Source organism: Leclercia sp. G3L, from assembly GCF_021117075.1.
Taxonomy (GTDB): Bacteria; Pseudomonadota; Gammaproteobacteria; order Enterobacterales; family Enterobacteriaceae; genus Enterobacter; species Enterobacter adecarboxylatus_C.
The window spans coordinates 1,148,445-1,173,569 of the sequence record NZ_CP088265.1 but is presented as its reverse complement, the minus strand read 5'-3'; the positions used below and the strand labels follow the sequence as shown (position 1 = coordinate 1,173,569).

Below are 25,125 nucleotides of genomic sequence, written 5' to 3'. Positions count from 1 at the left end.
GCATCATGGCTTCAGAAAATATGACGCCGCAGGATTACATAGGTCACCATCTGAACAACCTTCAGATCGACCTGCGTACATTCTCGCTGGTGGATCCGCATAACCCCCCAGCCACCTTCTGGACGATCAATATCGACTCCATGTTCTTCTCGGTGGTACTGGGTCTGTTGTTCCTGGCCATTTTCCGCGGCGTTGCCAAACGCGCAACCAGCGGCGTGCCAGGGAAATTCCAGACTTTCATCGAAATGATCATTGGCTTCGTCCATGGCAGCGTCAAAGACATGTACCACGGCAAGAGCAAGGTGATTGCACCGCTGGCGCTGACCGTCTTTGTGTGGGTCTTCCTGATGAACCTGATGGACCTGCTGCCGATCGACCTGCTGCCGTTTATCGGCGAGCATATCTTCGGTCTGCCAGCCCTGCGTGTGGTGCCGTCTGCTGACGTGAACATCACCCTGTCTATGGCACTGGGCGTATTCATCCTGATTCTTTTCTACAGCATCAAAATGAAAGGTGTAGGCGGCTTCGTGAAAGAGCTTACCTTGCAGCCGTTCAACCACTGGGCGTTTATTCCGGTCAACCTGATCCTGGAAGGCGTTAGCCTGCTGTCCAAACCGATTTCTCTCGGTCTGCGACTGTTCGGCAACATGTATGCGGGTGAGCTGATTTTCATTCTGATCGCGGGTCTTCTGCCGTGGTGGTCACAGTGGGTTCTGAATGTGCCATGGGCCATTTTCCACATCCTGATCATTACGCTGCAAGCCTTTATCTTCATGGTTCTGACGATCGTCTATCTGTCGATGGCGTCTGAAGAGCACTGATTCTTTACCAACACTACTACGTTTTAACTGAAACAAACTGGAGACTGTCATGGAAAACCTGAATATGGATCTGCTGTACATGGCTGCCGCTGTGATGATGGGTCTGGCGGCTATCGGTGCTGCGATCGGTATCGGCATCCTCGGGGGCAAATTCCTGGAAGGCGCAGCGCGTCAACCGGATCTGATTCCTCTGCTGCGTACTCAGTTCTTTATCGTTATGGGTCTGGTGGATGCTATCCCGATGATCGCTGTAGGTCTGGGTCTGTACGTGATGTTTGCTGTCGCGTAGTAAGTAGATTTAAACCCTAAGCCACAGTTGTAAATTTAAAGAGGTATTGTGCTGTGAACATGAACGCAACAATCCTCGGCCAGGCCATCGCGTTTGTTATCTTTGTCTGGTTCTGCATGAAGTATGTATGGCCGCCATTAATGGCAGCCATCGAAAAACGTCAGAAAGAAATCTCTGACGGCCTGGCTTCTGCAGAACGCGCTAAGAAAGATTTGGACCTTGCACAGGCCAACGCGACCGACCAGCTGAAAAAAGCGAAAGCGGAAGCCCAGGTAATCATCGAGCAGGCGAACAAACGTCGTTCTCAGATCCTGGACGAAGCGAAAGCTGAAGCAGAACAGGAACGTACTAAAATCGTGACGCAAGCGCAGGCAGAAATTGATGCCGAGCGTAAACGTGCTCGCGAAGAGCTGCGTAAGCAGGTCGCGATTCTGGCTGTTGCTGGCGCCGAGAAGATCATCGAACGTTCCGTGGATGAAGCTGCTAACAGCGACATCGTGGACAAACTTGTCGCTGAACTGTAAGGAGGGAGGGGCTGATGTCTGAATTTGTTACGGTAGCTCGCCCCTACGCCAAAGCAGCTTTTGACTTTGCTATCGAACACCAAAATGTCGATCGCTGGCAGAACATGCTGGCGTTTGCCGCTGAGGTAACGAAAAACGAACACATGGCTGAGATGCTTTCGGGTGCACTGGCACCGGAAACCCTCGCCACTTCGTTCATCGCCATTTGCGGTGAGCAGCTGGACACCAACGGTCAGAACCTGATTCGGGTAATGGCAGAAAATGGTCGTCTGAAAGCGCTCCCGGATGTTCTTGAGCAGTTCGAGCACCTGCGTGCCCTCAGTGAAGCCACCGTTGAAGTTCACGTAACTTCTGCGACTGAGCTGAGTAACGAACAGCTTGCGAAAATCACCGCCGCGATGGAAAAACGTCTGTCACGCAAAGTGAAGCTGAATTGCAATATCGATAAGTCTGTAATGGCGGGCGTAATCATCCGTGCGGGTGATATGGTCATTGATGGCAGCGTACGCGGCCGTCTTGAGCGCCTTGCAGACGTCTTGCAGTCTTAAGGGGACTGGAGCATGCAACTGAATTCCACCGAAATCAGCGAACTGATCAAGCAGCGCATTGCTCAGTTCAGTGTTGTGAGTGAAGCTCACAACGAAGGTACTATTGTTTCTGTAAGCGACGGTGTTATCCGCATCCACGGCCTGGCCGATTGTATGCAGGGTGAAATGATCTCCCTGCCGGGTAACCGTTACGCTATCGCACTGAACCTGGAGCGCGACTCCGTAGGTGCAGTTGTGATGGGTCCTTACGCTGACCTCGCCGAAGGCATGAAGGTCAAGTGTACTGGCCGTATTCTTGAAGTTCCAGTTGGCCGCGGCCTGCTGGGTCGCGTGGTGAACACCCTGGGTGCGCCAATCGACGGTAAAGGTCCGGTTGATAACGATGGCTTCTCGCCAATCGAAGTTATCGCACCGGGCGTAATCGACCGTCAATCCGTCGACCAGCCGGTGCAGACCGGTTATAAGTCCGTTGACGCCATGATCCCAATCGGCCGTGGCCAGCGTGAGCTGATCATCGGTGACCGTCAGACCGGTAAAACCGCGATGGCAATCGATGCGATCATCAACCAGCGCGACTCCGGCATCAAATGTGTGTACGTGGCTATCGGCCAGAAAGCGTCCACCATTTCTAACGTGGTTCGTAAACTGGAAGAGCACGGCGCGCTGGCTAACACCATCGTTGTTGTTGCTACCGCTTCTGAATCTGCTGCACTGCAATACCTGGCACCGTATGCCGGTTGCGCAATGGGCGAATACTTCCGTGACCGCGGTGAAGATGCACTGATCGTTTATGATGACCTGTCCAAACAGGCCGTTGCATACCGTCAGGTTTCCCTGCTGCTCCGTCGTCCACCAGGACGTGAAGCATTCCCGGGCGACGTATTCTATCTGCACTCCCGTCTGCTGGAGCGTGCATCCCGCGTTAACGCGGAATACGTTGAGAACTTCACCAAAGGTGCAGTGAAAGGCCAGACCGGTTCTCTGACCGCGCTGCCAATCATCGAAACCCAGGCGGGTGACGTTTCTGCGTTCGTTCCGACCAACGTAATCTCCATTACCGATGGTCAGATCTTCCTGGAAACCAACCTGTTTAACTCCGGTATTCGTCCGGCGGTTAACCCGGGTATCTCCGTATCCCGTGTGGGTGGTGCAGCGCAGACCAAGATCATCAAGAAACTGTCCGGTGGTATTCGTACCGCGCTGGCACAGTATCGTGAACTGGCAGCGTTCTCCCAGTTTGCATCTGACCTTGACGATGCAACCCGTAAACAGCTGGACCACGGTCAGAAAGTGACCGAACTGCTGAAACAGAAACAGTATGCCCCTATGTCAGTCGCACAGCAGGGCCTGGTACTGTTCGCAGCAGAACGTGGTTATCTGGGAGATGTAGAACTGGCGAAAATCGGTAGCTTCGAAGCCGCTCTGCTGGCTTTCGCTGACCGTGACCATGCTCCACTGATGCAAGAGATCAACCAGTCCGGTGGCTATAACGACGAAATCGAAGGCAAGCTGAAGAGCCTGCTCGATTCCTTCAAAGCAACCCAGTCCTGGTAACGTCTGGCGGTCTGTCTTAGGGCAGGCCGCAAGGCATTGAGGAGAAGCTCATGGCCGGCGCAAAAGAGATACGTAGTAAGATCGCAAGCGTCCAGAACACGCAAAAGATCACTAAAGCGATGGAGATGGTCGCCGCTTCCAAAATGCGTAAATCGCAGGAACGTATGGCGGCCAGCCGTCCTTATGCAGATACCATGCGCAAAGTGATTGGTCACCTTGCGAGCGGTAATCTGGAATATAAGCACCCTTACCTGGAAGAACGCGACGTTAAGCGCGTGGGCTACCTGGTGGTGTCGACCGACCGTGGTTTGTGTGGTGGCTTGAACATTAACCTGTTCAAAAAGCTGCTGGCGGATATGAAAGCATGGTCCGATAAAGGCGTTCAGAGCGATATCGCGATGATCGGCTCCAAGGGCGTCTCTTTCTTCAATTCCGTAGGTGGCAATATTGTCGCCCAGGTGACCGGTATGGGTGATAACCCGTCCCTGTCCGAACTGATCGGCCCGGTAAAAGTGATGTTGCAGGCCTATGATGAAGGCCGTCTGGACAGGCTGTACGTTGTCAGCAACAAATTTATTAACACCATGTCACAGGCTCCGACCCTCACTCAGCTGCTGCCATTACCGGCATCAGACGAGCCAGAGTTGAAGCATAAAGCCTGGGATTACCTGTATGAACCGGATCCAAAACCGCTGCTGGATACCCTGCTGCGTCGTTATGTTGAATCTCAGGTTTATCAGGGCGTGGTAGAAAACCTGGCCAGCGAGCAGGCCGCACGTATGGTGGCGATGAAAGCCGCGACCGACAATGGCGGCAGCCTGATTAAAGAGCTGCAGTTGGTATACAACAAAGCTCGTCAGGCCAGCATTACTCAGGAACTCACCGAGATCGTCGGTGGTGCATCCGCGGTATAACCAGGTTAATTCGTAGAGGATTCAAGATGGCTACTGGAAAAATTGTCCAGGTAATCGGCGCCGTGGTTGACGTCGAGTTCCCTCAGGATGCCGTACCGCGCGTGTACGATGCTCTTGAGGTTCAGAATGGTAATGAGAGCCTGGTGCTGGAAGTTCAGCAGCAGCTCGGCGGCGGTATCGTGCGTACCATCGCCATGGGTTCTTCCGACGGTCTGCGTCGTGGTCTGGAAGTTAAAGACCTCGAACACCCAATCGAAGTACCAGTAGGTAAAGCAACCCTGGGCCGTATCATGAACGTCCTGGGTCAGCCGATCGACATGAAAGGCGACATCGGTGAAGAAGAGCGTTGGGCTATCCACCGCGCAGCACCTTCCTATGAAGAGCTGTCCAGCTCTCAGGAACTGCTGGAAACCGGCATCAAAGTTATCGACCTGATGTGTCCGTTCGCGAAGGGCGGTAAAGTCGGTCTGTTCGGCGGTGCGGGTGTGGGTAAAACCGTAAACATGATGGAGCTGATCCGTAACATCGCGATCGAGCACTCCGGTTACTCCGTGTTTGCAGGCGTGGGTGAGCGTACTCGTGAGGGTAACGACTTCTACCACGAAATGACCGACTCCAACGTTCTGGACAAAGTATCCCTGGTTTACGGCCAGATGAACGAGCCACCAGGAAACCGTCTGCGCGTTGCGCTGACCGGCCTGACCATGGCTGAGAAGTTCCGTGACGAAGGTCGTGACGTACTGCTGTTCGTTGACAACATCTACCGTTACACCCTGGCCGGTACGGAAGTATCCGCACTGCTGGGTCGTATGCCATCAGCGGTAGGCTACCAGCCGACCCTGGCGGAAGAGATGGGTGTTCTGCAGGAACGTATCACCTCTACCAAAACCGGTTCTATCACCTCCGTTCAGGCGGTATACGTACCTGCGGATGACTTGACTGACCCATCTCCAGCCACCACCTTTGCGCACTTAGATGCAACCGTGGTACTGAGCCGTCAGATCGCGTCTCTGGGTATCTACCCGGCCGTTGACCCGCTGGACTCCACCAGCCGTCAGCTGGATCCACTGGTTGTTGGTCAGGAACACTACGACACCGCGCGTGGCGTACAGTCCCTGCTGCAGCGTTACCAGGAACTGAAAGACATCATCGCCATCCTGGGTATGGATGAGCTGTCAGAAGAAGACAAACTGGTGGTAGCACGCGCACGTAAGATCCAGCGCTTCCTGTCCCAGCCGTTCTTCGTAGCAGAAGTATTTACCGGTTCCCCGGGCAAATACGTTGCGCTGAAAGACACCATCCGTGGCTTTAAAGGCATCATGGAAGGCGAATACGATCACCTGCCGGAGCAGGCGTTCTATATGGTGGGTTCCATCGACGAAGCCGTGGAAAAAGCCAAAAAACTTTAACGCCTTAATCGGAGGGTGATATGGCAATGACTTACCACCTGGACGTCGTCAGCGCAGAGCAACAAATGTTCTCTGGTCTGGTCGAGAAAATCCAGGTAACGGGTAGCGAAGGTGAACTGGGTATCTTCCCGGGACACGCCCCGCTGCTCACCGCCATTAAGCCTGGTATGATCCGCATCGTTAAACAGTTCGGTCATGAAGAGTTTATCTATCTGTCTGGTGGCATGATTGAAGTGCAACCTGGCAGCGTGACCGTACTGGCTGATACCGCAATTCGTGGCCAGGATCTCGACGAAGCACGAGCTCTGGAAGCGAAGCGTAAAGCAGAAGAGCACATTAAGAGCTCTCATGGCGACGTGGATTACGCTCAGGCGTCTGCAGAGCTGGCCAAAGCGATCGCGAAACTGCGCGTTATCGAGTTGACCAAAAAAGCGATGTAACACCGGCTTGAAAGTACGAAAGCCAGTCTGGTTTCCAGACTGGCTTTTTTTATGGCTCTGTTTCAGTAAATATGAAACTAAAACGATGTTTTATTATTTTGTGATTTAGCTCACAAAAAGATTGATCGGCGAAATGGTCCGGAGTAGACTTTGTTTTGTGATGAAGGTCACATAACTGAACTCCAAAAATATCAGGATGCCATCATGAAAATCATTAACAAAATCATCGCCCTCTTCAGCAACATGAACGTTTCTTTCGGTACGTTCAACCACTAAGTGCTGATGTGCCGGGTGGCGCCACGCTTACTGTAGTGTGATAAGCGAAGCGCCGCTCTGGTTATTGAGTCTGCACCTGCGTTTTGTCTAACTCCTTCCCGTCTGTATTCACGCTTTTCCCCTTCACGATAAAGTAGTTAGTGTTATCAATGGTCCCCACGACCGCATCATCATATTCACCAGGCTGATTCCGGATCGACAGGTTGCCGGTAAACGTCCCTTGCGTTGTGACGTCTCCGTACGGGCTCGGGCGGAAGATGTAGTTAAATCGCTGGTTATCCACCGCCAGGTTGTTCTCCACTACCAGCTTGCCCGGGTTGAAGTTATCGGTGAAACCGTCCAGATGATTGCCGGTGGCTTTGCTGTTGCGGATCTGGTGCGCAACAGGCTGCCCTTCCCCGCCGAGCTTAAAGCCGTTACTGGTGTTGTTGCTGGCAACCGAGTTCTCGATCACCACCACGCCGTTTGCGCCATCTTCAATCTTGTTGAACAGGTCGAAACCGTCATCGATATTGTCGTGGGCATAGCATTTCTCCAGCCGGTTGCCATCGCCTACCCGCATCTTCACCGCGAAACCATCGGCATTAATCTTGCCGGGATCCTCATTGGCATAGGATTCGGAATCCACTACCCGGTTATAGCTCGCCCATAACGGCCGGCCAATCTTCTCCGGGGAGGAGATCTGGATCCCGGTGTCGTCATTGCGGTACGCCGTGACGCGCTCGATCAGGTTATGGCTCCCCTGGATGCGCAAGCTTTTCTCCGTGACGTCGATACCCTGGATATGCCAGTAGCTGGCGTCCAGCAGCAGGCCGCGGATCACCACTTTGCCCTCAGCCTGCAGCGTTTTGAGCTTGTCGCGACTGCCGCTGGCTGAGAGTGGGATCTCGCTGCGAGGATAATCGCCGCTTTTCAGGACCAGCTTACCGCCGGGGGCCAGCAGCGCGATGGCGGTGGCGAGATCCAGCGGCGCATCGGCTGTGCCTTTTGCGTCCGCTTTGCCGTCTGGTGCGGCATAAAGAAGAGCCGTATCCCTGTCCGCGACGCGTTCCACTGTGATTTGCTGGCTCACCGGCTCACCCTGAGACGGGGTAAAGGCCACCGTAAAGGTGCTGCTGGTCTGCTCAAGACGGGCGGGCAGGGTGTACATCTCTCCCGCTTTTACCGTTTTCTCATTACCGATCACCACTTCGTTTTGCCGGACGCTGAATACTCCATCTTCATTGGCGCGCGCCTGCAGAAGATAATCCCCGGTAGCGCTGCTGTTTCCGGAAGCCAGCTGCACCACGACCGGCAGCGGCTCCGGATGCCACGGCGTCGAAGAGACGGTATGGGCGCTGGTGGTCGTCAGCGAGGCATTAGTCACCGTGATTTTGGCATTACGCGATGCGAAGAAGCCGACGTAATAGCGATCCTGGTTTTGCACCGAAATCAAATCCGCGCGCGGCACGCTCTTACTGATCCAGCTGTCGCTATCCAACGGGGCCCAGGCAGTAATAAACCCGTCGTCCGTGCGCTGCAGTTTGAGGCGAAACTCTGGCGTCTGGCTCAGGTCCACCTCTTCCTTGTAACTCTGTTTTTTAATGGCTGCCCCGGCATTGCCCCACGGCCGGGTTATCCCCTCCCGCGTGATGGCCTGCATTTTCACCCGCTGATGATCTTTTTTATCCTGGGTCATGATGGCATTCATCACCTGATTCGACGCCGCGGGGAACTCTTCATAGCCGGTTTTTAACGGTTGCTGACGCGGGTTGCCGAGGATATCCCGCACCAGCAGCCCGGCGCCCTCCTGCGCGGCGGGTTTCGCGCCATTTTCCGGTCCAAACTGATCCACCCGGATGTTGGCCTGCAGGACGAAATTCTCGCTCGCCGGCAGTTCGGTATAGAAAAAGGTTAACCCGTCGTGGGAGTTGGCAATTTTGCCGCCACGGCTCTCTACCGTGATCGCTTTTGTCAGATCCACGCTATCCTGCGGCGTGAGCTTTTTCCCGTCGATTGTTACATCGTTGGTGCCGATTTTTTCGGGCAGCACGTTGGATGAAAAATTCACATCCGTTGATTGCCCAAATGCAATGGCTTTCCAGACATGAGGCTGTTCGGCGGCTGTTGCGGAAAATGCGCTATACATCATCAGGGCCAGAGGTATTCTAGATTTCATCTTATTCTCCTGAGTAATAATTGAGCGCTATTATCATCAGAATAAAACGGCGTTTCTTTTTTGCCGGTCACACATTTCGATAATTAAAACAGCGTTTTGGTTATGGAAGGCTTTATTCATGAAGCGAAAAAATAGCTAACATGCTGTGAGGGCTGGAGACTTCTTTAAAGGACGCTATATTCCATAGGCAAAGTCCTTTACTCTGCTGTAAAAAGAACCTTTAAACAGCCCTCAACAGGCGAAGTTGCGCGTTTTAGCGCCACCCCATTTTATGGCGCAAAATATGTAGAATTTTCAACGCCAAAGGGTTTTACTTTTCACTCAAATTACAGTCAGGACGTGTATGTTGAATAATGCAATGAGCGTGGTCATTCTTGCCGCAGGCAAAGGCACCCGCATGTATTCCGATCTTCCAAAAGTGCTGCACACCCTGGCAGGGAAAGCGATGGTGCAGCATGTCATTGATGCTGCGAATGAAATGGGCGCGAGCCAGGTACACCTGGTCTACGGCCACGGTGGCGATCTGCTGAAGCAGACGCTGCGTGATGACAAGCTCAACTGGGTGCTGCAGGCAGAACAGCTGGGCACCGGTCACGCCATGCAGCAGGCGGCCCCGTTCTTCTCCGACGACGAAGATATCCTGATGCTTTACGGTGACGTGCCGCTGATCTCCGTGGAGACGCTGGCTCGCCTGCGTGCCGCGAAGCCGCAGGGCGGCATTGGTCTGCTGACCGTTAAGCTGGACGATCCGTCCGGTTATGGCCGTATCACCCGTGAAAACGGCAAGGTGACGGGCATTGTTGAGCACAAAGATGCGACCGATGCGCAGCGTGAAATCCAGGAAATTAACACCGGTATTCTGATCGCCAACGGCGCGGACATGAAACGCTGGTTGTCGCAGCTGAATAACAACAACGCGCAGGGTGAATTCTACATCACCGATATCATTGCGATGGCGTATCAGGAAGGCCGTGAGATTGCTGCCGTTCATCCGGCGCGCATCAGCGAAACGGACGGTGTGAATAACCGCCTTCAGCTTTCCCGCCTTGAGCGTATTTATCAGTCCGAGCAGGCAGAAAAGCTGCTGCTGGCGGGCGTAATGCTGCGCGATCCGGCGCGTTTCGATCTGCGTGGGGTGCTCAATCACGGGCGCGACGTCGAAATCGATACTAACGTTATTCTGGAAGGCAACGTAACGCTGGGTAACCGCGTCAAAATTGGCACCGGTTGCGTGATCAAAAACAGCGTGATTGGTGACGACTGCGAAATCAGCCCTTACAGCGTGGTGGAAGATGCCCATCTGGAGGCTGCCTGTACCATCGGGCCGTTCGCCCGCCTGCGTCCAGGCGCTGAACTGCTTGAAGGCGCTCACGTCGGCAACTTCGTCGAAATGAAAAAAGCGCGTCTGGGTAAGGGCTCTAAAGCAGGGCATCTGACCTATCTGGGCGATGCTGAGATTGGCGACAACGTGAATATCGGCGCCGGGACCATCACCTGTAACTATGACGGCGCGAACAAGTTTAAAACCATTATTGGCGACGACGTGTTTGTCGGATCCGATTCGCAGCTGGTGGCGCCAGTGACTATCGGCAAAGGCGTAACCATTGCCGCAGGCACTACCGTTACGCGCGATGTGGCGGAAAACGAGCTGGTCATCAGCCGCGTGCCGCAGGTTCACAAGCAGGGCTGGAAACGCCCGGTGAAGAAGTAAAAGCATTTTCGGGATGAGGGGATAACATAATCCCCCGCCTATAAGCAGTACCCATAAAAATAACCCCACTCTCTACAAGGCTCGGGGCGCCCGAAAAGGGCATACCCAACGGATTTCGCGTTGTGGCAAGGCGGCAAGCGTATGAGTCCATGGGAGCTTACTTAAGTAAGTGACCGTGGCGAAGACGTGAAGCCAACGCAGTCACGGCGTGAAAGACGAAGGGTAAATACAGGTCAGCGACAACGCAGGCGTAAAGCCTCTATTCGGAATCTAAAACTATGTGTGGAATTGTTGGCGCAGTCGCGCAGCGTGATATTGCTGAAATCCTTCTCGAAGGGTTACGTCGTCTGGAATACCGTGGTTATGACTCTGCCGGTCTGGCAGTGGTCGATGCAGAAGGGCACATGACCCGTCTGCGCCGCCTCGGTAAAGTAAACATGCTGGCCCAGGCTGCGGAAGAAACTCCGCTGCACGGTGGCACAGGCATTGCCCATACCCGTTGGGCGACCCACGGTGAACCTTCTGAAGGCAACGCGCACCCGCATGTCTCTGAACACATTGTGGTGGTGCATAACGGCATCATCGAAAACCACGAGCCGCTGCGTGAAGTACTCACTGAGCGCGGTTATACCTTCGTGTCTGAAACCGACACCGAAGTGATTGCTCACCTGGTTCACTGGGAGCTGGAGCAGGGCGGTACGCTGCGTGAAGCCGTACTGCGTGCGATCCCCCAGCTGCGCGGTGCCTACGGCACCGTGATCCTGGACAGCCGTGACCCGTCCACCCTGCTGGCCGCTCGCTCGGGCAGCCCGATGGTGATTGGTCTGGGGATGGGCGAAAACTTCATCGCCTCCGATCAGCTGGCGCTGCTGCCGGTCACCCGTCGCTTTATCTTCATGGAAGAGGGCGATATTGCGGAAGTGACCCGTCGCGACGTGAAAATCTTTGATAAAACTGGCGAGCCGGTGAAGCGTCAGGATATCGAATCTAATCTGCAGTATGACGCCGGCGATAAAGGCGCTTACCGTCACTACATGCAGAAAGAGATCTACGAGCAGCCAAACGCCATCAAAAACACCCTGACCGGGCGCATCAGCCACGGCGAAGTGGATTTGAATGAACTGGGGGCTAACGCCAACGAGATGCTGGCTAACGTCGAGCATATTCAGATCGTGGCCTGCGGTACCTCCTACAACTCCGGTATGGTCTCCCGCTACTGGTTTGAAGCCCTGGCCGGTGTGCCGTGCGACGTGGAAATCGCCTCTGAATTCCGCTATCGCAAATCGGCCGTACGCCGTAACAGCCTGATGATCACCCTGTCGCAGTCCGGCGAAACCGCCGACACCCTGGCGGCGCTGCGTCTGTCCAAAGAGCTGGGTTACCTCGGTTCGCTGGCGATCTGTAACGTGCCGGGTTCATCTCTGGTACGTGAATCCGATCTGGCGCTGATGACCAAAGCCGGCACCGAAATCGGCGTGGCCTCCACCAAAGCGTTCACCACCCAGCTGACGGTCCTGCTGATGCTGGTGGCGAAACTGGCTCGTCTGAAAGGCCAGGATGCCTCTGTTGAGCATGACATCGTACACGGCCTGCAGGCGCTGCCGAGCCGTATTGAGCAGATGCTCTCTCAGGACAAACGCATTGAAGCGCTGGCGGAAGCCTTCTCCGACAAGCATCACGCCCTGTTCCTCGGTCGTGGCGATCAGTACCCGATCGCGCTGGAAGGTGCCCTGAAGCTCAAAGAGATCTCCTACATCCACGCGGAAGCCTATGCCGCAGGCGAGCTGAAACATGGCCCACTGGCGCTGATCGACGCGGATATGCCGGTGATCGTGGTGGCACCTAACAACGAACTGCTGGAAAAACTGAAATCCAACATCGAAGAGGTCCGCGCCCGTGGCGGTGTGCTGTTTGTCTTCGCCGATAAAGATGCCGGTTTCGTCAGCAGCGACAACATGCACATCATCGAGATGCCGCATGTGGAAGAGGTGATTGCGCCAATCTTCTATACCGTACCGCTGCAGCTGCTGGCGTATCACGTCGCGCTGATTAAAGGTACCGACGTTGACCAGCCGCGTAACCTGGCGAAGTCCGTTACCGTAGAGTAATCCCTTCAGGCTCCACCTTCGGGTGGAGCTTTTTTATCCGCGTTTTTTAATGACAAACTGTCATCTTCAGCTAACTTTTTCAGTGTCACAGAAAGAAAATTTTTCTGAAATCTTAGCGTCATAATGATATTCAACCTGCTGATATTTAACCTTTATTTTAACTTTTCCAAAGCGAAATTCTCGCTGTCATAAAACTGTCATAATTCGTACATTTATCTGTCACCTCTTTGTCCTATTTTGCTCATCGTAGCCACTAAACAACGATTTACGAAAATCTTGCAGGAGACATTATGAAAGTTATGCGTACCACTGTCGCAACTGTTGTCGCCGCGACCTTATCGATGAGCGCGTTCTCTGTATTCGCAGAGGCAAGCCTGACTGGCGCTGGTGCAACCTTCCCTGCGCCGGTGTATGCCAAATGGGCTGATACCTACCAGAAAGAAACTGGTAACAAGGTCAACTACCAGGGTATCGGCTCCTCCGGTGGCGTTAAACAAATTACCGCGAATACCGTTGATTTCGGCGCATCTGACGCTCCGCTGTCTGATGAAAAACTGACGCAGGAAGGCCTGTTCCAGTTCCCGACCGTTATCGGTGGTGTTGTGCTGGCCGTGAATATCCCTGGCCTGAAGTCCGGCGAGCTGGTGCTGGATGGCAAAACCCTGGGTGATATCTACCTCGGCAAAATCAAAAAATGGGATGACGAAGCCATCACCAAACTGAACCCGGGCGTGAAACTGCCTTCGCAGAACATCGCTGTGGTTCGTCGCGCTGACGGTTCCGGTACCTCCTTCGTCTTCACCAGCTACCTGGCGAAAGTGAACGAAGAGTGGAAATCGAAAGTCGGTTCCGGCTCTACCGTTAACTGGCCAACCGGTCTGGGCGGGAAAGGTAACGACGGTATCGCTGCCTTCGTACAGCGTCTGCCTGGCTCAATCGGCTACGTAGAATATGCTTACGCGAAGCAGAACAACCTGGCGTACACCAAGCTGGTTTCTGCTGACGGTAAACCAGTAAGCCCGACCGAAGAGAACTTTGCTAACGCGGCTAAAGGCGCTGACTGGAGCAAATCTTTCGCTCAGGACCTGACTAACCAGAAAGGCGAAGGCGCGTGGCCAATCACCTCCACTACCTTCATCCTGGTTCACAAAGAGCAGAAGAAACCAGAGCAGGGTACTGAAGTGCTGAAGTTCTTCGACTGGGCATACAAAAACGGCAACAAACAGGCGAACGACCTGGATTACGCCAGCCTGCCGGACAGCGTGGTTGAGCAGATTCGTGCTGCATGGAAAACCAACGTGAAAGACAGCAGCGGTAAAGCGCTGTACTAACAGGATATTTTTGACGAAGATGGCGGGTGGCGCTGGCGCTAACCCGCCCTACGGCGCCACCTGTAGGCCCGGTAAGCGTCAGCGCCACCGGGCATATTCGTAAGACGTCTCAAACAGAAGAGTAATTTATGGCTGCAACCAAGCCTGCATTTAACCCTCCGGGTAAAAAAGGTGACATGATTTTCAGCGCGCTGGTAAGACTGGCTGCGCTGATTGTGCTATTGCTGCTGGGCGGCATCATCGTGTCTCTGATTTTCTCCTCATGGCCGAGCATCCAGAAATTTGGTTTCTCCTTCCTGTGGACCAAAGAGTGGGATGCCCCGAACGATATCTACGGTGCGCTGGTGCCGATCTACGGCACGCTGGTGACCTCGTTTATCGCCCTGCTGATTGCCGTGCCGGTGAGCTTTGGTATCGCCCTGTTCCTGACTGAACTGGCGCCGAACTGGCTGAAGCGTCCGCTGGGTATCGCCATCGAGCTGCTGGCGGCGATCCCGAGTATCGTTTACGGCATGTGGGGCCTGTTTATCTTTGCGCCGCTGTTCGCGACTTACTTCCAGGAGCCGGTGGGCAACGTCCTCTCCGCCATCCCGTTTGTGGGCGCCCTTTTCTCCGGTCCGGCATTCGGTATCGGGATCCTGGCCGCAGGCGTCATCCTTGCCATCATGATTATTCCTTACATCGCGGCGGTGATGCGCGATGTCTTCGAACAAACCCCGGTGATGATGAAAGAGTCGGCCTACGGCATCGGCTGCACCACCTGGGAAGTTATCTGGCGTATCGTTCTGCCGTTCACCAAAAATGGGGTAATTGGCGGCGTCATGCTGGGTCTGGGCCGCGCGCTGGGTGAAACCATGGCCGTGACCTTTATCATCGGTAACACCTACCAGCTCGACAGCGCCTCGCTCTATATGCCGGGCAACAGCATCACCTCGGCGCTGGCTAACGAATTCGCTGAAGCGGAATCGGGCCTGCACGTTGCCGCGCTGATGGAACTGGGCTTAATTCTGTTTGTTATCACCTTCATCGTCCTGGCGATCTCCAAAGTGATGATCATGCGCCTGGCGAAAAATGAGGGGGCACGCTAATGGCAACGCTCGAAATGCAAAACACCGTGGAGCTGGCGGAATCTCGCCGCAAAATGCAGGCGAAGCGCCGCATGAAGAACCGGCTCGCGTTGACGCTCTCGATGGCGACGATGGCATTCGGTTTGTTCTGGCTGGTCTGGATCCTGTTCTCCACGGTAACGCGCGGTATCGACGGCATGTCGCTGGCGCTGTTCACCGAGATGACCCCGCCACCCAATACCGCCGGCGGCGGGCTGGCAAACGCCCTGGCGGGCAGTGGCCTGCTGATCCTGTGGGCGACCGTGTTCGGTACACCGCTCGGTATCATGGCGGGGATCTATCTGGCGGAGTACGGTCGTAAATCCTGGATTGCGGAAGTGATCCGCTTCATTAACGACATTCTGCTCTCTGCCCCGTCGATTGTGGTCGGTCTGTTCGTCTACACCATCGTGGTGGCGCAGATGGAGCACTTCTCCGGCTGGGCCGGGGTGATTGCGCTGGCGCTGCTGCAGGTGCCTATCGTCATCCGTACCACCGAGAACATGCTGAAACTGGTACCGGACAGCCTGCGTGAAGCGGCCTACGCGCTGGGTACGCCGAAGTGGAAGATGATCTCTGCCATTACCCTGAAGGCGTCCATCTCCGGGATCCTGACCGGCGTACTGTTGGCCGTGGCCCGTATTGCCGGTGAAACCGCGCCGCTGCTCTTTACCGCGCTCTCCAACCAGTTCTGGAGCACGGACATGATGCAGCCGATTGCCAACCTGCCGGTGACCATCTTTAAATTTGCGATGAGCCCGTTTGCCGAATGGCAGTCGCTGGCCTGGGCCGGGGTCCTGATTATTACCCTGTGCGTACTGTTACTGAACATTCTGGCGCGCGTTATTTTCGCGAAGAAGAAACACGGTTAATTATTGACGGCGTGGCACTCTGCGGCGCCGGATGAGGAAATGAGTCAATGAGTATGGTCGATACTGCCCCGGGTAAACTTGCGGTTCGTGATCTGAACTTCTACTACGGCAAGTTCCATGCCCTGAAAAACATCAACCTGGATATTGCCAAAAACCAGGTTACGGCATTCATCGGTCCGTCGGGCTGCGGGAAATCCACGCTGCTGCGTACCTTTAACAAAATGTATTCGCTCTATCCGGAGCAGCGCGCTGAAGGCGAGATCCTGCTGGACGGCGACAACATTCTGACCAATACCCAGGACATCGCCCTGCTGCGTGCGAAAGTGGGCATGGTGTTCCAGAAACCGACGCCGTTCCCGATGTCCATCTATGACAACATCGCCTTTGGCGTGCGCCTGTTTGAGAAGCTCTCCCGTGCCGATATGGACGAGCGCGTGCAGTGGGCCTTGACCAAGGCCGCATTATGGAACGAAACCAAAGATAAACTTCACCAGAGCGGATACTCTCTCTCCGGTGGTCAGCAGCAGCGTCTGTGCATTGCGCGTGGTATCGCCATTCGCCCGGAAGTGTTATTGCTGGATGAACCGTGCTCAGCGCTGGATCCGATCTCTACCGGCCGTATCGAAGAGCTGATCACCGAATTAAAACAGGATTACACCGTCGTGATCGTGACCCACAACATGCAGCAGGCTGCGCGTTGTTCTGACCACACGGCGTTTATGTACCTGGGCGAGTTGATTGAGTTCAGTAACACGGACGATCTGTTCACCAAACCCGCCAAAAAACAAACCGAAGATTATATTACTGGCCGCTACGGTTGATTTGGAGTTAACCATGGACAACCTCAATCTTAATAAACACATTTCCGGCCAGTTCAACGCAGAGCTGGAAAGCATCCGCACCCAGGTGATGACCATGGGCGGAATGGTCGAGCAGCAGCTTTCTGACGCGATCACCGCAATGCACAACCAGGACAGCGAGCTGGCGAAGCGCGTGGTGGAAGGTGACAAACACGTCAACATGATGGAAGTGGCGATCGACGAAGCCTGCGTGCGCATCATCGCCAAGCGTCAGCCGACGGCGAGCGACCTGCGTCTGGTCATGGCGATCATCAAAACCATCGCCGAGCTGGAACGTATTGGCGACGTGGCGGACAAAATCTGCCGCACCGCGCTGGAGAAGTTCTCCCAGCAGCACCAGCCGCTGCTGGTGAGCCTGGAGTCGCTGGGTCGCCACACCGTGCAGATGCTGCACGACGTGCTGGATGCCTTTGCGCGTATGGATCTGGATGAAGCGGTGCGTATTTACCGTGAAGACAAGAAGGTCGATCAGGAGTACGAAGGCATTGTACGTCAGCTGATGACCTACATGATGGAAGACACGCGCACCATCCCAAGCGTCCTGACCGCCCTGTTCTGCGCCCGCTCTATCGAGCGTATCGGTGACCGCTGCCAGAACATTTGCGAATACATCTTCTACTTCGTGAAAGGACAGGATTTCCGTCACGTCGGCGGGGATGAACTGGACAAAATGCTCGCCGGAAAAGATCCGAAAGAGTAATTTTCCCCCTAACGCCAGCTTTGCTGGCGTTATATTTAAATATCAAAATATTTCCTCTACGAATAACTCTGTTCCTCCCCACGTAATAACATTGCCGTCAGTCACATTTCAAACTTTTCCCGGTTGTTTTCTTTTCTCTTCTACCCTAAAACATCCCGGGTAATGACTCCAACTTATTGATAGTGTTTTATGTTCAGATAATGCCCGATGACTTTGTCATGCAGCTCCACCGATTTTGAGAACGACAGCGACTTCCGTCCCAGCCGTGCCAGGTGCTGCCTCAGATTCAGGTTATGCCGCTCAATTCGCTGCGTATATCGCTTGCTGATTACGTGCAGCTTTCCCTTCAGGCGGGATTCATACAGCGGCCAGCCATCCGTCATCCATATCACCACGTCAAAGGGTGACAGCAGGCTCATAAGACGCCCCAGCGTCGCCATAGTGCGTTCACCGAATACGTGCGCAACAACCGTCTTCCGGAGCCTGTCATACGCGTAAAACAGCCAGCGCTGGCGCGATTTAGCCCCGACGTATCCCCACTGTTCGTCCATTTCCGCGCAGACGATGACGTCACTGCCCGGCTGTATGCGCGAGGTTACCGACTGCGGCCTGAGTTTTTTAAGTGACGTAAAATCGTGTTGAGGCCAACGCCCATAATGCGGGCGGTTGCCCGGCATCCAACGCCATTCATGGCCATATCAATGATTTTCTGGTGCGTACCGGGTTGAGAAGCGGTGTAAGTGAACTGCAGTTGCCATGTTTTACGGCAGTGAGAGCAGAGATAGCGCTGATGTCCGGCAGTGCTTTTGCCGTTACGCACCACCCCGTCAGTAGCTGAACAGGAGGGACAGCTGATAGAAACAGAAGCCACTGGAGCACCTCAAAAACACCATCATACACTAAATCAGTAAGTTGGCAGCATCACCAACATCCCGATATTAACGCGAGCCACTGAAATACGTTAATGCGCTAATAACGTTATTAAGCAAAAATGGATTGTTACCGCTATTAAGCGGGCAAAACCTGAAAGTGATTATCTCCTTGCGGAGGTTAATCGCTTTCAGGTTTTTTTATTTTAAAAGATAAATTAACAGGGACTTATATTATGTTCAGGAGAACCCTTATTACCTCGGCCATTTTAATGATGGCACCCCTCGGTCAGGCCGTGTCTGCGCCATTAACGGTGGAGCAGCGCCTCGAATTACTGGAAAAGGCGCTAAAAGAGACTCAGGCAGAGCTTCAGCAGTATAAAGATAAGGAGATCGTCAAAACGCAGACCGCCAGCCCGGCGAAAAAACCCGACGCCGTACTGGTCAAAACAGAGGATGCCCATACCGAGGCGGTTTATTCCTCCATCACCATGAAAGACTTCAGTAAATTTGTGAAAGATGAAATTGGCTTTAGCTATAACGGCTATTTCCGCTCCGGCTGGGGCACCGCATCGCATGGTTCGCCAAAGTCCTGGGCCATTGGCTCCCTGGGGCGCTTCGGTAATGAATATTCGGGCTGGTTCGATTTGCAGCTTAAGCAGCGAGTCTATAACGAAGGCAATAAACGCGTCGATGCCATTGTGATGCTGGATGGCAACGTCGGCCAACAGTACTCCACCGGCTGGTTTGGCGATAACGCGGGCGGCGAAAACTATCTGCAATTTTCCGATATGTACGTGACTACCCAGGGGTTCCTGCCGTTTGCCCCGGAGGCCGATTTCTGGGTCGGGAAGCACGGTGCACCGAAGATCGAAATCCAGATGCTGGACTGGAAAACTCAACGAACGGATGCCGCAGCGGGCGTAGGGCTGGAAAACTGGAAAGTGGGACCCGGCAAGGTGGATATTGCGCTGGTGCGGGAAGACGTGGATGACTACGATCGCGAGCTCAAAAACAAGCAGCAGTTGAATACCAATACCATCGACCTGCGTTATAAAGAACTGCCGCTATGGGATAAAGCCTCGCTGATGGTCAGCGGGCGCTACGTCGCGGCCAATCAAAGCTCAGGCGAGAAGTATAACCAGGATAATAACGGCTATTATCCGTGGAAAGACACCTGGATGGTCGGCACCACCTTAACGCAAAAACTGGATAGCGGCGGATTTAATGAGTATTCCGTGCTGGTGGCGAATAACTCCCTCGCCAGCAGCTTCTCGCGCTATGCCGGTTCCAGCCCTTTTACCACCTCTAACGGCAGATATTATGGCGACCATACCAACGGGACGGCGGTGCGCGTGACCTCGCAGGGCGAGATGTATCTACGGGATGACGTCATCATGGCCAGCGCGCTGGTCTACTCCTTCGGCAATGACGTTTACAGCTATGAAACCGGGGCCCATTCCGATTTCGAGTCCATTCGCGCCGTTGTGCGTCCGGCGTATATCTGGGATCAATATAATCAGTCAGGCGTTGAGCTGGGTTATTTCAAACAGCAAAACACCGATCTGACCGGCAAGAAATATTATGAATCAGGCTATAAAACCACGCTGTTCCATACTTTCAAAGTGAATACCAGTATGTTGACCTCCCGCCCGGAACTGCGTTTTTATGGCACTTATATCAAAGCCGAAGAGACGGAATTAGATAATTTCACCTTCGAAGACCAAAAAAAGGATCAGTTTGCCATTGGCGCGCAGGCTGAAATCTGGTGGTAACTGGATCGCATAAAGGACAATATTAATGAAAAGAATGAAAACAGCTTTATCCGTTATTACGCTCTGTCTTGCACTCGGCCCATCGGCTTTCGCGGCAGATCTTCCCGCTGCCCCGGATCCCGCTTATCCGCTGAGCCAGTATGTCACCCAGGTAAATGCCGATAATACGGTGACGTATCGCTACTTCGCCCCGGCGGCGAAAAGCGTATCGGTGGTGGTGGGGATCCCGACCCCGGAAAACATTCATCCGATGACCAAAGACGCTTCGGGTATCTGGAGCTGGCGGGGGCCGGTGATGCAGCCCAATCTGTATGAATATTTCTTCAACGTTGACGGTGTACGCAGTATTGATACCGGCACGGCGATGACCAAACCACAACGCCAGGTGAACACCAGCATGGTGCTGGTGCCGGGCAGTATTCTGGACGTTAACCCGGTCCCGCACGGCGATCTTATTACCCTGACCTATCATTCGGCGGCGCTAAAGTCGGAGCGTCAGCTGTTCGTCTGGACGCCGCCGGGCTACAGCGGACAGGGGAAACCGCTGCCGGTACTCTACTTCTATCACGGCTTTGGTGATACGGGACGTTCGGCTATCGATCAGGGGCGCATCGCGCAGATTATGGATAACCTGCTCGCGGCCGGAAAGATTGCCCCGATGCTGGTGGTGGTGCCGGATACCGAAACCGACGCCGCCGGCATTGTGCCTGAAACCTTCGTGCCGAACGAGCGACGCAAAGCCTTCTATCCGTTGAATGCCCAGGCTGCCGATCGGGAGCTGATGAACGACATCATACCGCTCATAAGCCAGCGGTTTAATGTGCGTGATGATGCCGAAGGACGTGCGCTGGCGGGGTTGTCCCAGGGCGGCTATCAGGCGCTGGTCTCCGGGATGAACCATCTTGAACGCTTTGGCTGGCTGGCCACCTTTAGCGGCGTCACTACTACCAGCGTACCGGATGCGGGCGTCAGCGCGCGGCTCAACGATCCGCAGGCCATCAATAAGCAGCTACGCAATTTCACCGTTGTGGTAGGTGAAAAAGATGCCGTGACGGGCAAGGATATCGCCGGGCTGAAGCAGGAGCTTGAGAAACGCCAGATTAAGTTCGACTATCACGAATATCCGGGTCTGAATCATGAGATGGATGTCTGGCGACCGGCCTATGCGGACTTCGTCCAGAAACTGTTTAAATAGCAAAAAGCCGTAAAGCGAGTCGCTTTACGGCTTATCAGGCTTAGCGGGTGATATTCCAGCCGCGCGCTTTCCACAGTTCCGGCAGCTGGGCCAGGTCGGTAAAGGTCGTCACCTTCGGATGGTCCAGCGGTGGGTTGTGCGGATCGGCGCAGAAGTAGAATACCTCCATGCCTGCGGCGATCCCCGCCTGCGCACCCGCGCTGGAGTCGTCCACCAGAATGCAGTTCTCCACGTTGACGTTCATCGCCTTCGCGGCATGGAACATCATGGCCGGATCGGGTTTCCAGCGCTGGATATCGTAGCCGCTGTACAGTTTTTCCGGGAAATGGTGCAGCATCTGCAGCTTGCCAAGAGAGTGCTGCATTTTGCTCACCGGGCCGTTAGAGACCACACACATCGGCACCGCCATTGAATCCAGCAGGGTGCTGGCACCATTGATCGCTTCCAGTTCGGAGTCGAAGAGGCGTGCGACCTCGGCGCGGTAAACAGGCTCCAGATCCGCTTTCGCGAGGCTGACGCCGTGTTCGGCGTTAATGATGTCGATGATTTCGTAGAGCTTCACGCCCTTAAAGCGTTTAAACGTCTCTTCGAGATCGAGCGTGATACCAAATTCCTGGAACATGGTGACATACGCCCGGGAACAGATGACCTCACTGTCGACCAGCGTACCATCGCAGTCGAAAAATACTGCATCAATCTGAGACATGCATTTCCCTTTCTTAACAAGTTTAACGTTTACGTGCTGCATAACGTTGAGACGCAATCGTTGCCGTATAAGCAAATTCAATGAAAAAAAGTGCCTCTCAACCGCCCCTATTGTCGCATTTTGGTATAGGATAGCGACGAATTTTCCCTCCTTGTTCGGAAATAGATGATGAGTCAACAACACACTACCCAGTCTTCTGGCACGGGTTTGCTTGAGCGCGTGTTTAAACTGCGCGAACACGGCACGACGGCACGCACCGAAGTGATCGCCGGTTTCACCACCTTCCTGACGATGGTCTATATCGTTTTTGTGAACCCGCAAATTCTGGGCGTTGCTGGCATGGATACCAGTGCCGTCTTCGTTACTACCTGCCTTATCGCCGCCTTCGGCAGCATCCTGATGGGGCTGTTCGCTAACCTGCCGGTTGCGCTGGCACCGGCGATGGGTCTGAACGCCTTCTTCGCCTTTGTGGTGGTCCAGGCGATGGGCCTGCCGTGGCAGGTGGGGATGGGCGCTATCTTCTGGGGTGCCGTCGGTCTGCTGATCCTGACCATTTTCCGCGTGCGTTACTGGATGATTGCCAATATCCCGGTCAGCCTGCGCGTGGGCATCACCAGCGGAATCGGCCTGTTCATCGGCATGATGGGGCTGAAAAACGCTGGTGTGATCGTGGCAAACCCGGAAACTCTGGTCAGCATCGGTAAACTGACCTCCCACAGCGTGCTGCTGGGCGTGCTGGGCTTCTTCATCATCGCGATTCTGGCCTCCCGCAACATCCACGCGGCGGTGCTGGTTTCCATTATCGTTACTACCCTGCTGGGCTGGATGCTGGGCGACGTGCACTACAGCGGCATCGTCTCTGCGCCGCCGAGCGTGACCACCGTGATTGGCCACGTCGATCTGGCGGGCTCGCTGAACCTGGGTCTGGCCGGGGTGATCTTCTCCTTTATGCTGGTGAACCTGTTTGACTCCTCCGGGACGCTGATTGGCGTGACCGACAAAGCCGGTCTGGCGGATGAGAAGGGCAAATTCCCGCGCATGAAGCAGGCGCTGTTCGTGGACAGTATCTCTTCCGTCACTGGCTCCTTTATCGGGACCTCGTCCGTGACCGCCTATATCGAATCTTCTTCCGGGGTGTCGGTCGGTGGCCGTACCGGTCTGACCGCGGTAGTGGTTGGCCTGCTGTTCCTGCTGGTGATCTTCCTTTCACCGCTGGCGGGCATGGTACCGCCGTATGCCGCCGCCGGTGCGCTGATCTACGTGGGCGTGCTGATGACCTCCAGCCTGTCGCGCGTGAAGTGGGACGACCTGACCGAAGCGGTTCCGGCGTTTATTACCGCGGTGATGATGCCGTTCAGCTTCTCTATTACCGAAGGGATTGCGCTGGGCTTTATCTCTTACTGCGTGATGAAGGCGGGCACCGGACGCTGGCGTGAAATCAGCCCATGCGTGATGGTCGTTGCGCTGCTGTTCGTGCTGAAGATTGCGTTTATTGATGCCTGATAAACAGAAAGCCCCCTCCCTGTGGGAGGGGGTCGGACTGCTTACGCTTTAACCCGCTGAATATACTTCCCAAACGCGCTCAGCTGACCGGTCAGATGGTCCAGGGTGCTCTGATCAATCACTTCACCCGTCTGCGGGTCGACCTTGTTCTGAATCACGCCGCCCATAAATTCCGGCTTGTTCAACACCATCGCATCCAGGAACACCAGGATCTGGCGCAGATGATACTGACAGCGTGCGCCACCAATCGCGCCCATGGAGCTGGTCTGGATCAGCACCGGTTTACCCGCCAGCGGCTGTTCCGGCAGACGGGAGAGCCAGTCAATGGCGTTCTTCAGGCCACCCGGCACGGAATAGTTATATTCCGGAGTGACAATCACCACGCCGTCCGCTTCGCGGATCTGCGCTGCCAGCGCTTCTACCGCAACCGGGAACCCCTCTTCCTGCTGCACATCCGCGTCGTACAGCGGAATATCGCCGATCGACGGCAGGGCGGTAATGTCCATACCCTCGGGCGCCAGCTTCGGCAGCGTGCGGGCAACCATCCCGTTAAATGAACCTTTGCGCAGACTTCCCAGTAACGTAACAACCTTTAACGTATCAGACATCACTACTCCTTCTTGAAAGGTCAGGTGAGAATAATCGCTTTTTCCGCCGGTAGACTGGTCAGGCGCATCAGGCGCGCGGCCGGTTCGTTCGCACGGGCGGGGACGTCCGGCAGACTCTGCCATCCGAGGCGGCTGTCGAACTCCCAAATTTTTAGCCGTTCAATGGCCGGAGTGACGGCGATAGACCAGATCAGAACATCTTCAGCGTCGCTTAAGGCTTCTACCTGTGCGGCTCTGGCGGCCCGTAGACGGCCGGAGCCCGGTAACAGTTGCAGCAGGCTGGCGCAGTCGCTGGCGTCGCCCGACAGCTTACGGATGCTCTGACGCAGAGTAATCAGCTGCGCTCTGGCTTCGTGGGGGTCGTTCTGGTTACGCACCCATAAGTTCTCGTTGCTGGAGAGCGGGTAGGTGTCATGGGCGTGAGAGCCATCCGGGCTGCGGAGCGCCCGCTGCAGCTCCATATCCAGACCGCAATCGCCTTCTGTTGTCAGCGCCAGGCCCACGATATTGCCGGCGTAGGCAATGGAAAAGCGGGGAAGCTCCGGATCGGCGAACACAGGGCAACCCTCTGGTTCGGTAATCACCTTCGGCAGCTCGCTGGTGCCGTAAAGCATAAACAATAGTTCAGCGAGCAACATCCGGGAAGCCAGAAACCGTGTGCGGCGATGTTCAGGAAGCATCCGCGCTTCGTTTTGACAGTTTAAAGAGAGTCTGGTTGAAACCAGCCGCCCCTCGGTCAGCGTCCCTCTTGCAAAATGCGTAGCCATTTTTCGCTCCGTGATAATGGTCAGTCGTCAGGTTAAACGGTTACATGATTATCGCTTAACTCGCTTACTGTTTTAATGGCT

At 54.7% G+C, this 25,125-nt stretch carries 23 protein-coding genes; 18 read left to right on the top strand and 5 right to left on the bottom strand.

What is annotated here, in order from left to right; genetic code table 11:
* The first annotated feature begins 5 nt into the window (after positions 1 to 5).
* Genes atpB through LRS40_RS06920 form a run of 8 tightly spaced genes read left to right on the top strand, consistent with a single transcriptional unit; the run spans position 6 to position 6,499 of the window.
* Positions 6 to 821, top strand: a complete 816-nt coding sequence (gene atpB / locus LRS40_RS06955; RefSeq protein ID WP_142487639.1) for a F0F1 ATP synthase subunit A — start codon at positions 6 to 8, stop codon at positions 819 to 821.
* Between the two features lie 49 nt (positions 822 to 870).
* The gene (gene atpE / locus LRS40_RS06950) at positions 871 to 1,110 is read left to right on the top strand and encodes a F0F1 ATP synthase subunit C (RefSeq protein WP_000429386.1); all 240 of its coding nucleotides are present in this window, start codon (positions 871 to 873) and stop codon (positions 1,108 to 1,110) included.
* A 53-nt stretch (positions 1,111 to 1,163) separates the two neighbouring features.
* On the top strand, positions 1,164 to 1,634 hold the full coding sequence (gene atpF / locus LRS40_RS06945) for a F0F1 ATP synthase subunit B (protein ID WP_032615498.1): 471 nt from the start codon (positions 1,164 to 1,166) through the stop codon (positions 1,632 to 1,634).
* Between the two features lie 14 nt (positions 1,635 to 1,648).
* Complete coding sequence (gene atpH / locus LRS40_RS06940; RefSeq protein WP_142487640.1) at positions 1,649 to 2,182, top strand: F0F1 ATP synthase subunit delta; 534 nt, start codon at positions 1,649 to 1,651, stop codon at positions 2,180 to 2,182.
* 12 nt (positions 2,183 to 2,194) lie between these two features.
* Positions 2,195 to 3,736, top strand: a complete 1,542-nt coding sequence (gene atpA, locus LRS40_RS06935) for a F0F1 ATP synthase subunit alpha (RefSeq protein ID WP_142487641.1) — start codon at positions 2,195 to 2,197, stop codon at positions 3,734 to 3,736.
* A gap of 50 nt (positions 3,737 to 3,786) precedes the next feature.
* Entirely contained in the window at positions 3,787 to 4,650 is an 864-nt protein-coding gene (atpG, locus tag LRS40_RS06930) for a F0F1 ATP synthase subunit gamma (protein ID WP_156264997.1), read from the top strand.
* A 26-nt stretch (positions 4,651 to 4,676) separates the two neighbouring features.
* Positions 4,677 to 6,059, top strand: a complete 1,383-nt coding sequence (gene atpD, locus LRS40_RS06925; protein WP_039032216.1) for a F0F1 ATP synthase subunit beta — start codon at positions 4,677 to 4,679, stop codon at positions 6,057 to 6,059.
* A 20-nt stretch (positions 6,060 to 6,079) separates the two neighbouring features.
* Positions 6,080 to 6,499 carry a F0F1 ATP synthase subunit epsilon gene (locus LRS40_RS06920; protein WP_106995541.1) on the top strand — a complete coding sequence of 140 codons (420 nt, stop codon included), beginning with the start codon at positions 6,080 to 6,082 and terminating at the stop codon, positions 6,497 to 6,499.
* Positions 6,500 to 6,836: 337 nt separating this feature from the next.
* On the opposite strand, the gene LRS40_RS06915 is transcribed toward LRS40_RS06920, so the two are convergent.
* A complete protein-coding gene (locus LRS40_RS06915) occupies positions 6,837 to 8,933 on the bottom strand; it encodes a right-handed parallel beta-helix repeat-containing protein (RefSeq protein WP_231313389.1) in 2,097 nt (698 codons plus the stop codon).
* 343 nt (positions 8,934 to 9,276) lie between these two features.
* Here LRS40_RS06915 and glmU point away from each other — a divergent pair, with 343 nt between their 5' ends.
* The 7 genes from glmU (at position 9,277) to phoU (ending at position 17,621) form a co-directional block, all read left to right on the top strand.
* Positions 9,277 to 10,644 carry a bifunctional UDP-N-acetylglucosamine diphosphorylase/glucosamine-1-phosphate N-acetyltransferase GlmU gene (gene glmU, locus LRS40_RS06910; RefSeq protein WP_231313388.1) on the top strand — a complete coding sequence of 456 codons (1,368 nt, stop codon included), beginning with the start codon at positions 9,277 to 9,279 and terminating at the stop codon, positions 10,642 to 10,644.
* 278 nt (positions 10,645 to 10,922) lie between these two features.
* On the top strand, positions 10,923 to 12,752 hold the full coding sequence (glmS, locus tag LRS40_RS06905) for a glutamine--fructose-6-phosphate transaminase (isomerizing) (RefSeq protein WP_142487645.1): 1,830 nt from the start codon (positions 10,923 to 10,925) through the stop codon (positions 12,750 to 12,752).
* A gap of 290 nt (positions 12,753 to 13,042) precedes the next feature.
* The gene (pstS, locus tag LRS40_RS06900; RefSeq protein ID WP_142487646.1) at positions 13,043 to 14,083 is read left to right on the top strand and encodes a phosphate ABC transporter substrate-binding protein PstS; all 1,041 of its coding nucleotides are present in this window, start codon (positions 13,043 to 13,045) and stop codon (positions 14,081 to 14,083) included.
* Positions 14,084 to 14,211: 128 nt separating this feature from the next.
* Positions 14,212 to 15,171, top strand: a complete 960-nt coding sequence (gene pstC, locus LRS40_RS06895; protein WP_142487647.1) for a phosphate ABC transporter permease PstC — start codon at positions 14,212 to 14,214, stop codon at positions 15,169 to 15,171.
* Positions 15,171 to 16,061 carry a phosphate ABC transporter permease PstA gene (gene pstA, locus LRS40_RS06890; RefSeq protein WP_142487648.1) on the top strand — a complete coding sequence of 297 codons (891 nt, stop codon included), beginning with the start codon at positions 15,171 to 15,173 and terminating at the stop codon, positions 16,059 to 16,061. Before pstC ends, pstA begins: the two co-directional genes overlap by 1 nt.
* A gap of 47 nt (positions 16,062 to 16,108) precedes the next feature.
* Positions 16,109 to 16,882: a phosphate ABC transporter ATP-binding protein PstB gene (gene pstB, locus LRS40_RS06885; RefSeq protein ID WP_142487649.1), complete on the top strand. Its 774-nt coding sequence runs from the start codon at positions 16,109 to 16,111 to the stop codon at positions 16,880 to 16,882.
* 13 nt (positions 16,883 to 16,895) lie between these two features.
* Positions 16,896 to 17,621 carry a phosphate signaling complex protein PhoU gene (phoU, locus tag LRS40_RS06880; RefSeq protein WP_103177617.1) on the top strand — a complete coding sequence of 242 codons (726 nt, stop codon included), beginning with the start codon at positions 16,896 to 16,898 and terminating at the stop codon, positions 17,619 to 17,621.
* A 173-nt stretch (positions 17,622 to 17,794) separates the two neighbouring features.
* On the opposite strand, the gene LRS40_RS06875 is transcribed toward phoU, so the two are convergent.
* Positions 17,795 to 18,492, bottom strand: a protein-coding gene (locus tag LRS40_RS06875) for an IS1-like element IS1A family transposase (RefSeq protein ID WP_103215986.1) whose coding sequence is annotated in 2 segments (ribosomal slippage) — positions 17,795 to 18,243 and positions 18,243 to 18,492 — 699 coding nt in all. Because the reading frame shifts where the segments join, the coding sequence is not laid out codon by codon here.
* Between the two features lie 234 nt (positions 18,493 to 18,726).
* On the opposite strand from LRS40_RS06875, the gene LRS40_RS06870 reads away from it, so the two are divergent.
* Complete coding sequence (locus LRS40_RS06870) at positions 18,727 to 20,265, top strand: carbohydrate porin (protein ID WP_231313387.1); 1,539 nt, start codon at positions 18,727 to 18,729, stop codon at positions 20,263 to 20,265.
* A 34-nt stretch (positions 20,266 to 20,299) separates the two neighbouring features.
* Positions 20,300 to 21,460 carry an esterase family protein gene (locus LRS40_RS06865; RefSeq protein ID WP_231313874.1) on the top strand — a complete coding sequence of 387 codons (1,161 nt, stop codon included), beginning with the start codon at positions 20,300 to 20,302 and terminating at the stop codon, positions 21,458 to 21,460.
* Between the two features lie 40 nt (positions 21,461 to 21,500).
* On the opposite strand, the gene yieH is transcribed toward LRS40_RS06865, so the two are convergent.
* Positions 21,501 to 22,166 carry a 6-phosphogluconate phosphatase gene (gene yieH / locus LRS40_RS06860; RefSeq protein WP_156265001.1) on the bottom strand — a complete coding sequence of 222 codons (666 nt, stop codon included), beginning with the start codon at positions 22,164 to 22,166 and terminating at the stop codon, positions 21,501 to 21,503.
* A gap of 168 nt (positions 22,167 to 22,334) precedes the next feature.
* On the opposite strand from yieH, the gene LRS40_RS06855 reads away from it, so the two are divergent.
* Positions 22,335 to 23,669 carry an NCS2 family permease gene (locus LRS40_RS06855; protein WP_142487652.1) on the top strand — a complete coding sequence of 445 codons (1,335 nt, stop codon included), beginning with the start codon at positions 22,335 to 22,337 and terminating at the stop codon, positions 23,667 to 23,669.
* 41 nt (positions 23,670 to 23,710) lie between these two features.
* On the opposite strand, the gene LRS40_RS06850 is transcribed toward LRS40_RS06855, so the two are convergent.
* Together LRS40_RS06850 and LRS40_RS06845 are read right to left on the bottom strand one after the other, a co-directional pair.
* Entirely contained in the window at positions 23,711 to 24,277 is a 567-nt protein-coding gene (locus LRS40_RS06850) for an NADPH-dependent FMN reductase (protein ID WP_231313386.1), read from the bottom strand.
* A gap of 20 nt (positions 24,278 to 24,297) precedes the next feature.
* A complete protein-coding gene (locus tag LRS40_RS06845; RefSeq protein ID WP_231313385.1) occupies positions 24,298 to 25,044 on the bottom strand; it encodes a 4'-phosphopantetheinyl transferase superfamily protein in 747 nt (248 codons plus the stop codon).
* Positions 25,045 to 25,125 lie beyond the last annotated feature (81 nt).

Excerpts from the sequence above, each read along its gene's own strand:
- atpB (WP_142487639.1), top strand. The coding sequence starts at position 6 with ATGGCTTCAGAAAATATGACGCCGCAGGATTACATAGGTCACCATCTG.
- atpE (WP_000429386.1), top strand. The coding sequence starts at position 871 with ATGGAAAACCTGAATATGGATCTGCTGTACATGGCTGCCGCTGTGATG.
- atpH (WP_142487640.1), top strand. The coding sequence starts at position 1,649 with ATGTCTGAATTTGTTACGGTAGCTCGCCCCTACGCCAAAGCAGCTTTT.
- atpA (WP_142487641.1), top strand. The coding sequence starts at position 2,195 with ATGCAACTGAATTCCACCGAAATCAGCGAACTGATCAAGCAGCGCATT.
- atpG (WP_156264997.1), top strand. The coding sequence starts at position 3,787 with ATGGCCGGCGCAAAAGAGATACGTAGTAAGATCGCAAGCGTCCAGAAC.
- atpD (WP_039032216.1), top strand. The coding sequence starts at position 4,677 with ATGGCTACTGGAAAAATTGTCCAGGTAATCGGCGCCGTGGTTGACGTC.
- LRS40_RS06920 (WP_106995541.1), top strand. The coding sequence starts at position 6,080 with ATGGCAATGACTTACCACCTGGACGTCGTCAGCGCAGAGCAACAAATG.
- LRS40_RS06915 (WP_231313389.1), bottom strand. The coding sequence starts at position 8,933 with ATGAAATCTAGAATACCTCTGGCCCTGATGATGTATAGCGCATTTTCC.
- glmU (WP_231313388.1), top strand. The coding sequence starts at position 9,277 with ATGTTGAATAATGCAATGAGCGTGGTCATTCTTGCCGCAGGCAAAGGC.
- glmS (WP_142487645.1), top strand. The coding sequence starts at position 10,923 with ATGTGTGGAATTGTTGGCGCAGTCGCGCAGCGTGATATTGCTGAAATC.
- pstS (WP_142487646.1), top strand. The coding sequence starts at position 13,043 with ATGAAAGTTATGCGTACCACTGTCGCAACTGTTGTCGCCGCGACCTTA.
- pstC (WP_142487647.1), top strand. The coding sequence starts at position 14,212 with ATGGCTGCAACCAAGCCTGCATTTAACCCTCCGGGTAAAAAAGGTGAC.
- pstA (WP_142487648.1), top strand. The coding sequence starts at position 15,171 with ATGGCAACGCTCGAAATGCAAAACACCGTGGAGCTGGCGGAATCTCGC.
- pstB (WP_142487649.1), top strand. The coding sequence starts at position 16,109 with ATGAGTATGGTCGATACTGCCCCGGGTAAACTTGCGGTTCGTGATCTG.
- phoU (WP_103177617.1), top strand. The coding sequence starts at position 16,896 with ATGGACAACCTCAATCTTAATAAACACATTTCCGGCCAGTTCAACGCA.
- LRS40_RS06870 (WP_231313387.1), top strand. The coding sequence starts at position 18,727 with ATGTTCAGGAGAACCCTTATTACCTCGGCCATTTTAATGATGGCACCC.
- LRS40_RS06865 (WP_231313874.1), top strand. The coding sequence starts at position 20,300 with ATGAAAACAGCTTTATCCGTTATTACGCTCTGTCTTGCACTCGGCCCA.
- yieH (WP_156265001.1), bottom strand. The coding sequence starts at position 22,166 with ATGTCTCAGATTGATGCAGTATTTTTCGACTGCGATGGTACGCTGGTC.
- LRS40_RS06855 (WP_142487652.1), top strand. The coding sequence starts at position 22,335 with ATGAGTCAACAACACACTACCCAGTCTTCTGGCACGGGTTTGCTTGAG.
- LRS40_RS06850 (WP_231313386.1), bottom strand. The coding sequence starts at position 24,277 with ATGTCTGATACGTTAAAGGTTGTTACGTTACTGGGAAGTCTGCGCAAA.
- LRS40_RS06845 (WP_231313385.1), bottom strand. The coding sequence starts at position 25,044 with ATGGCTACGCATTTTGCAAGAGGGACGCTGACCGAGGGGCGGCTGGTT.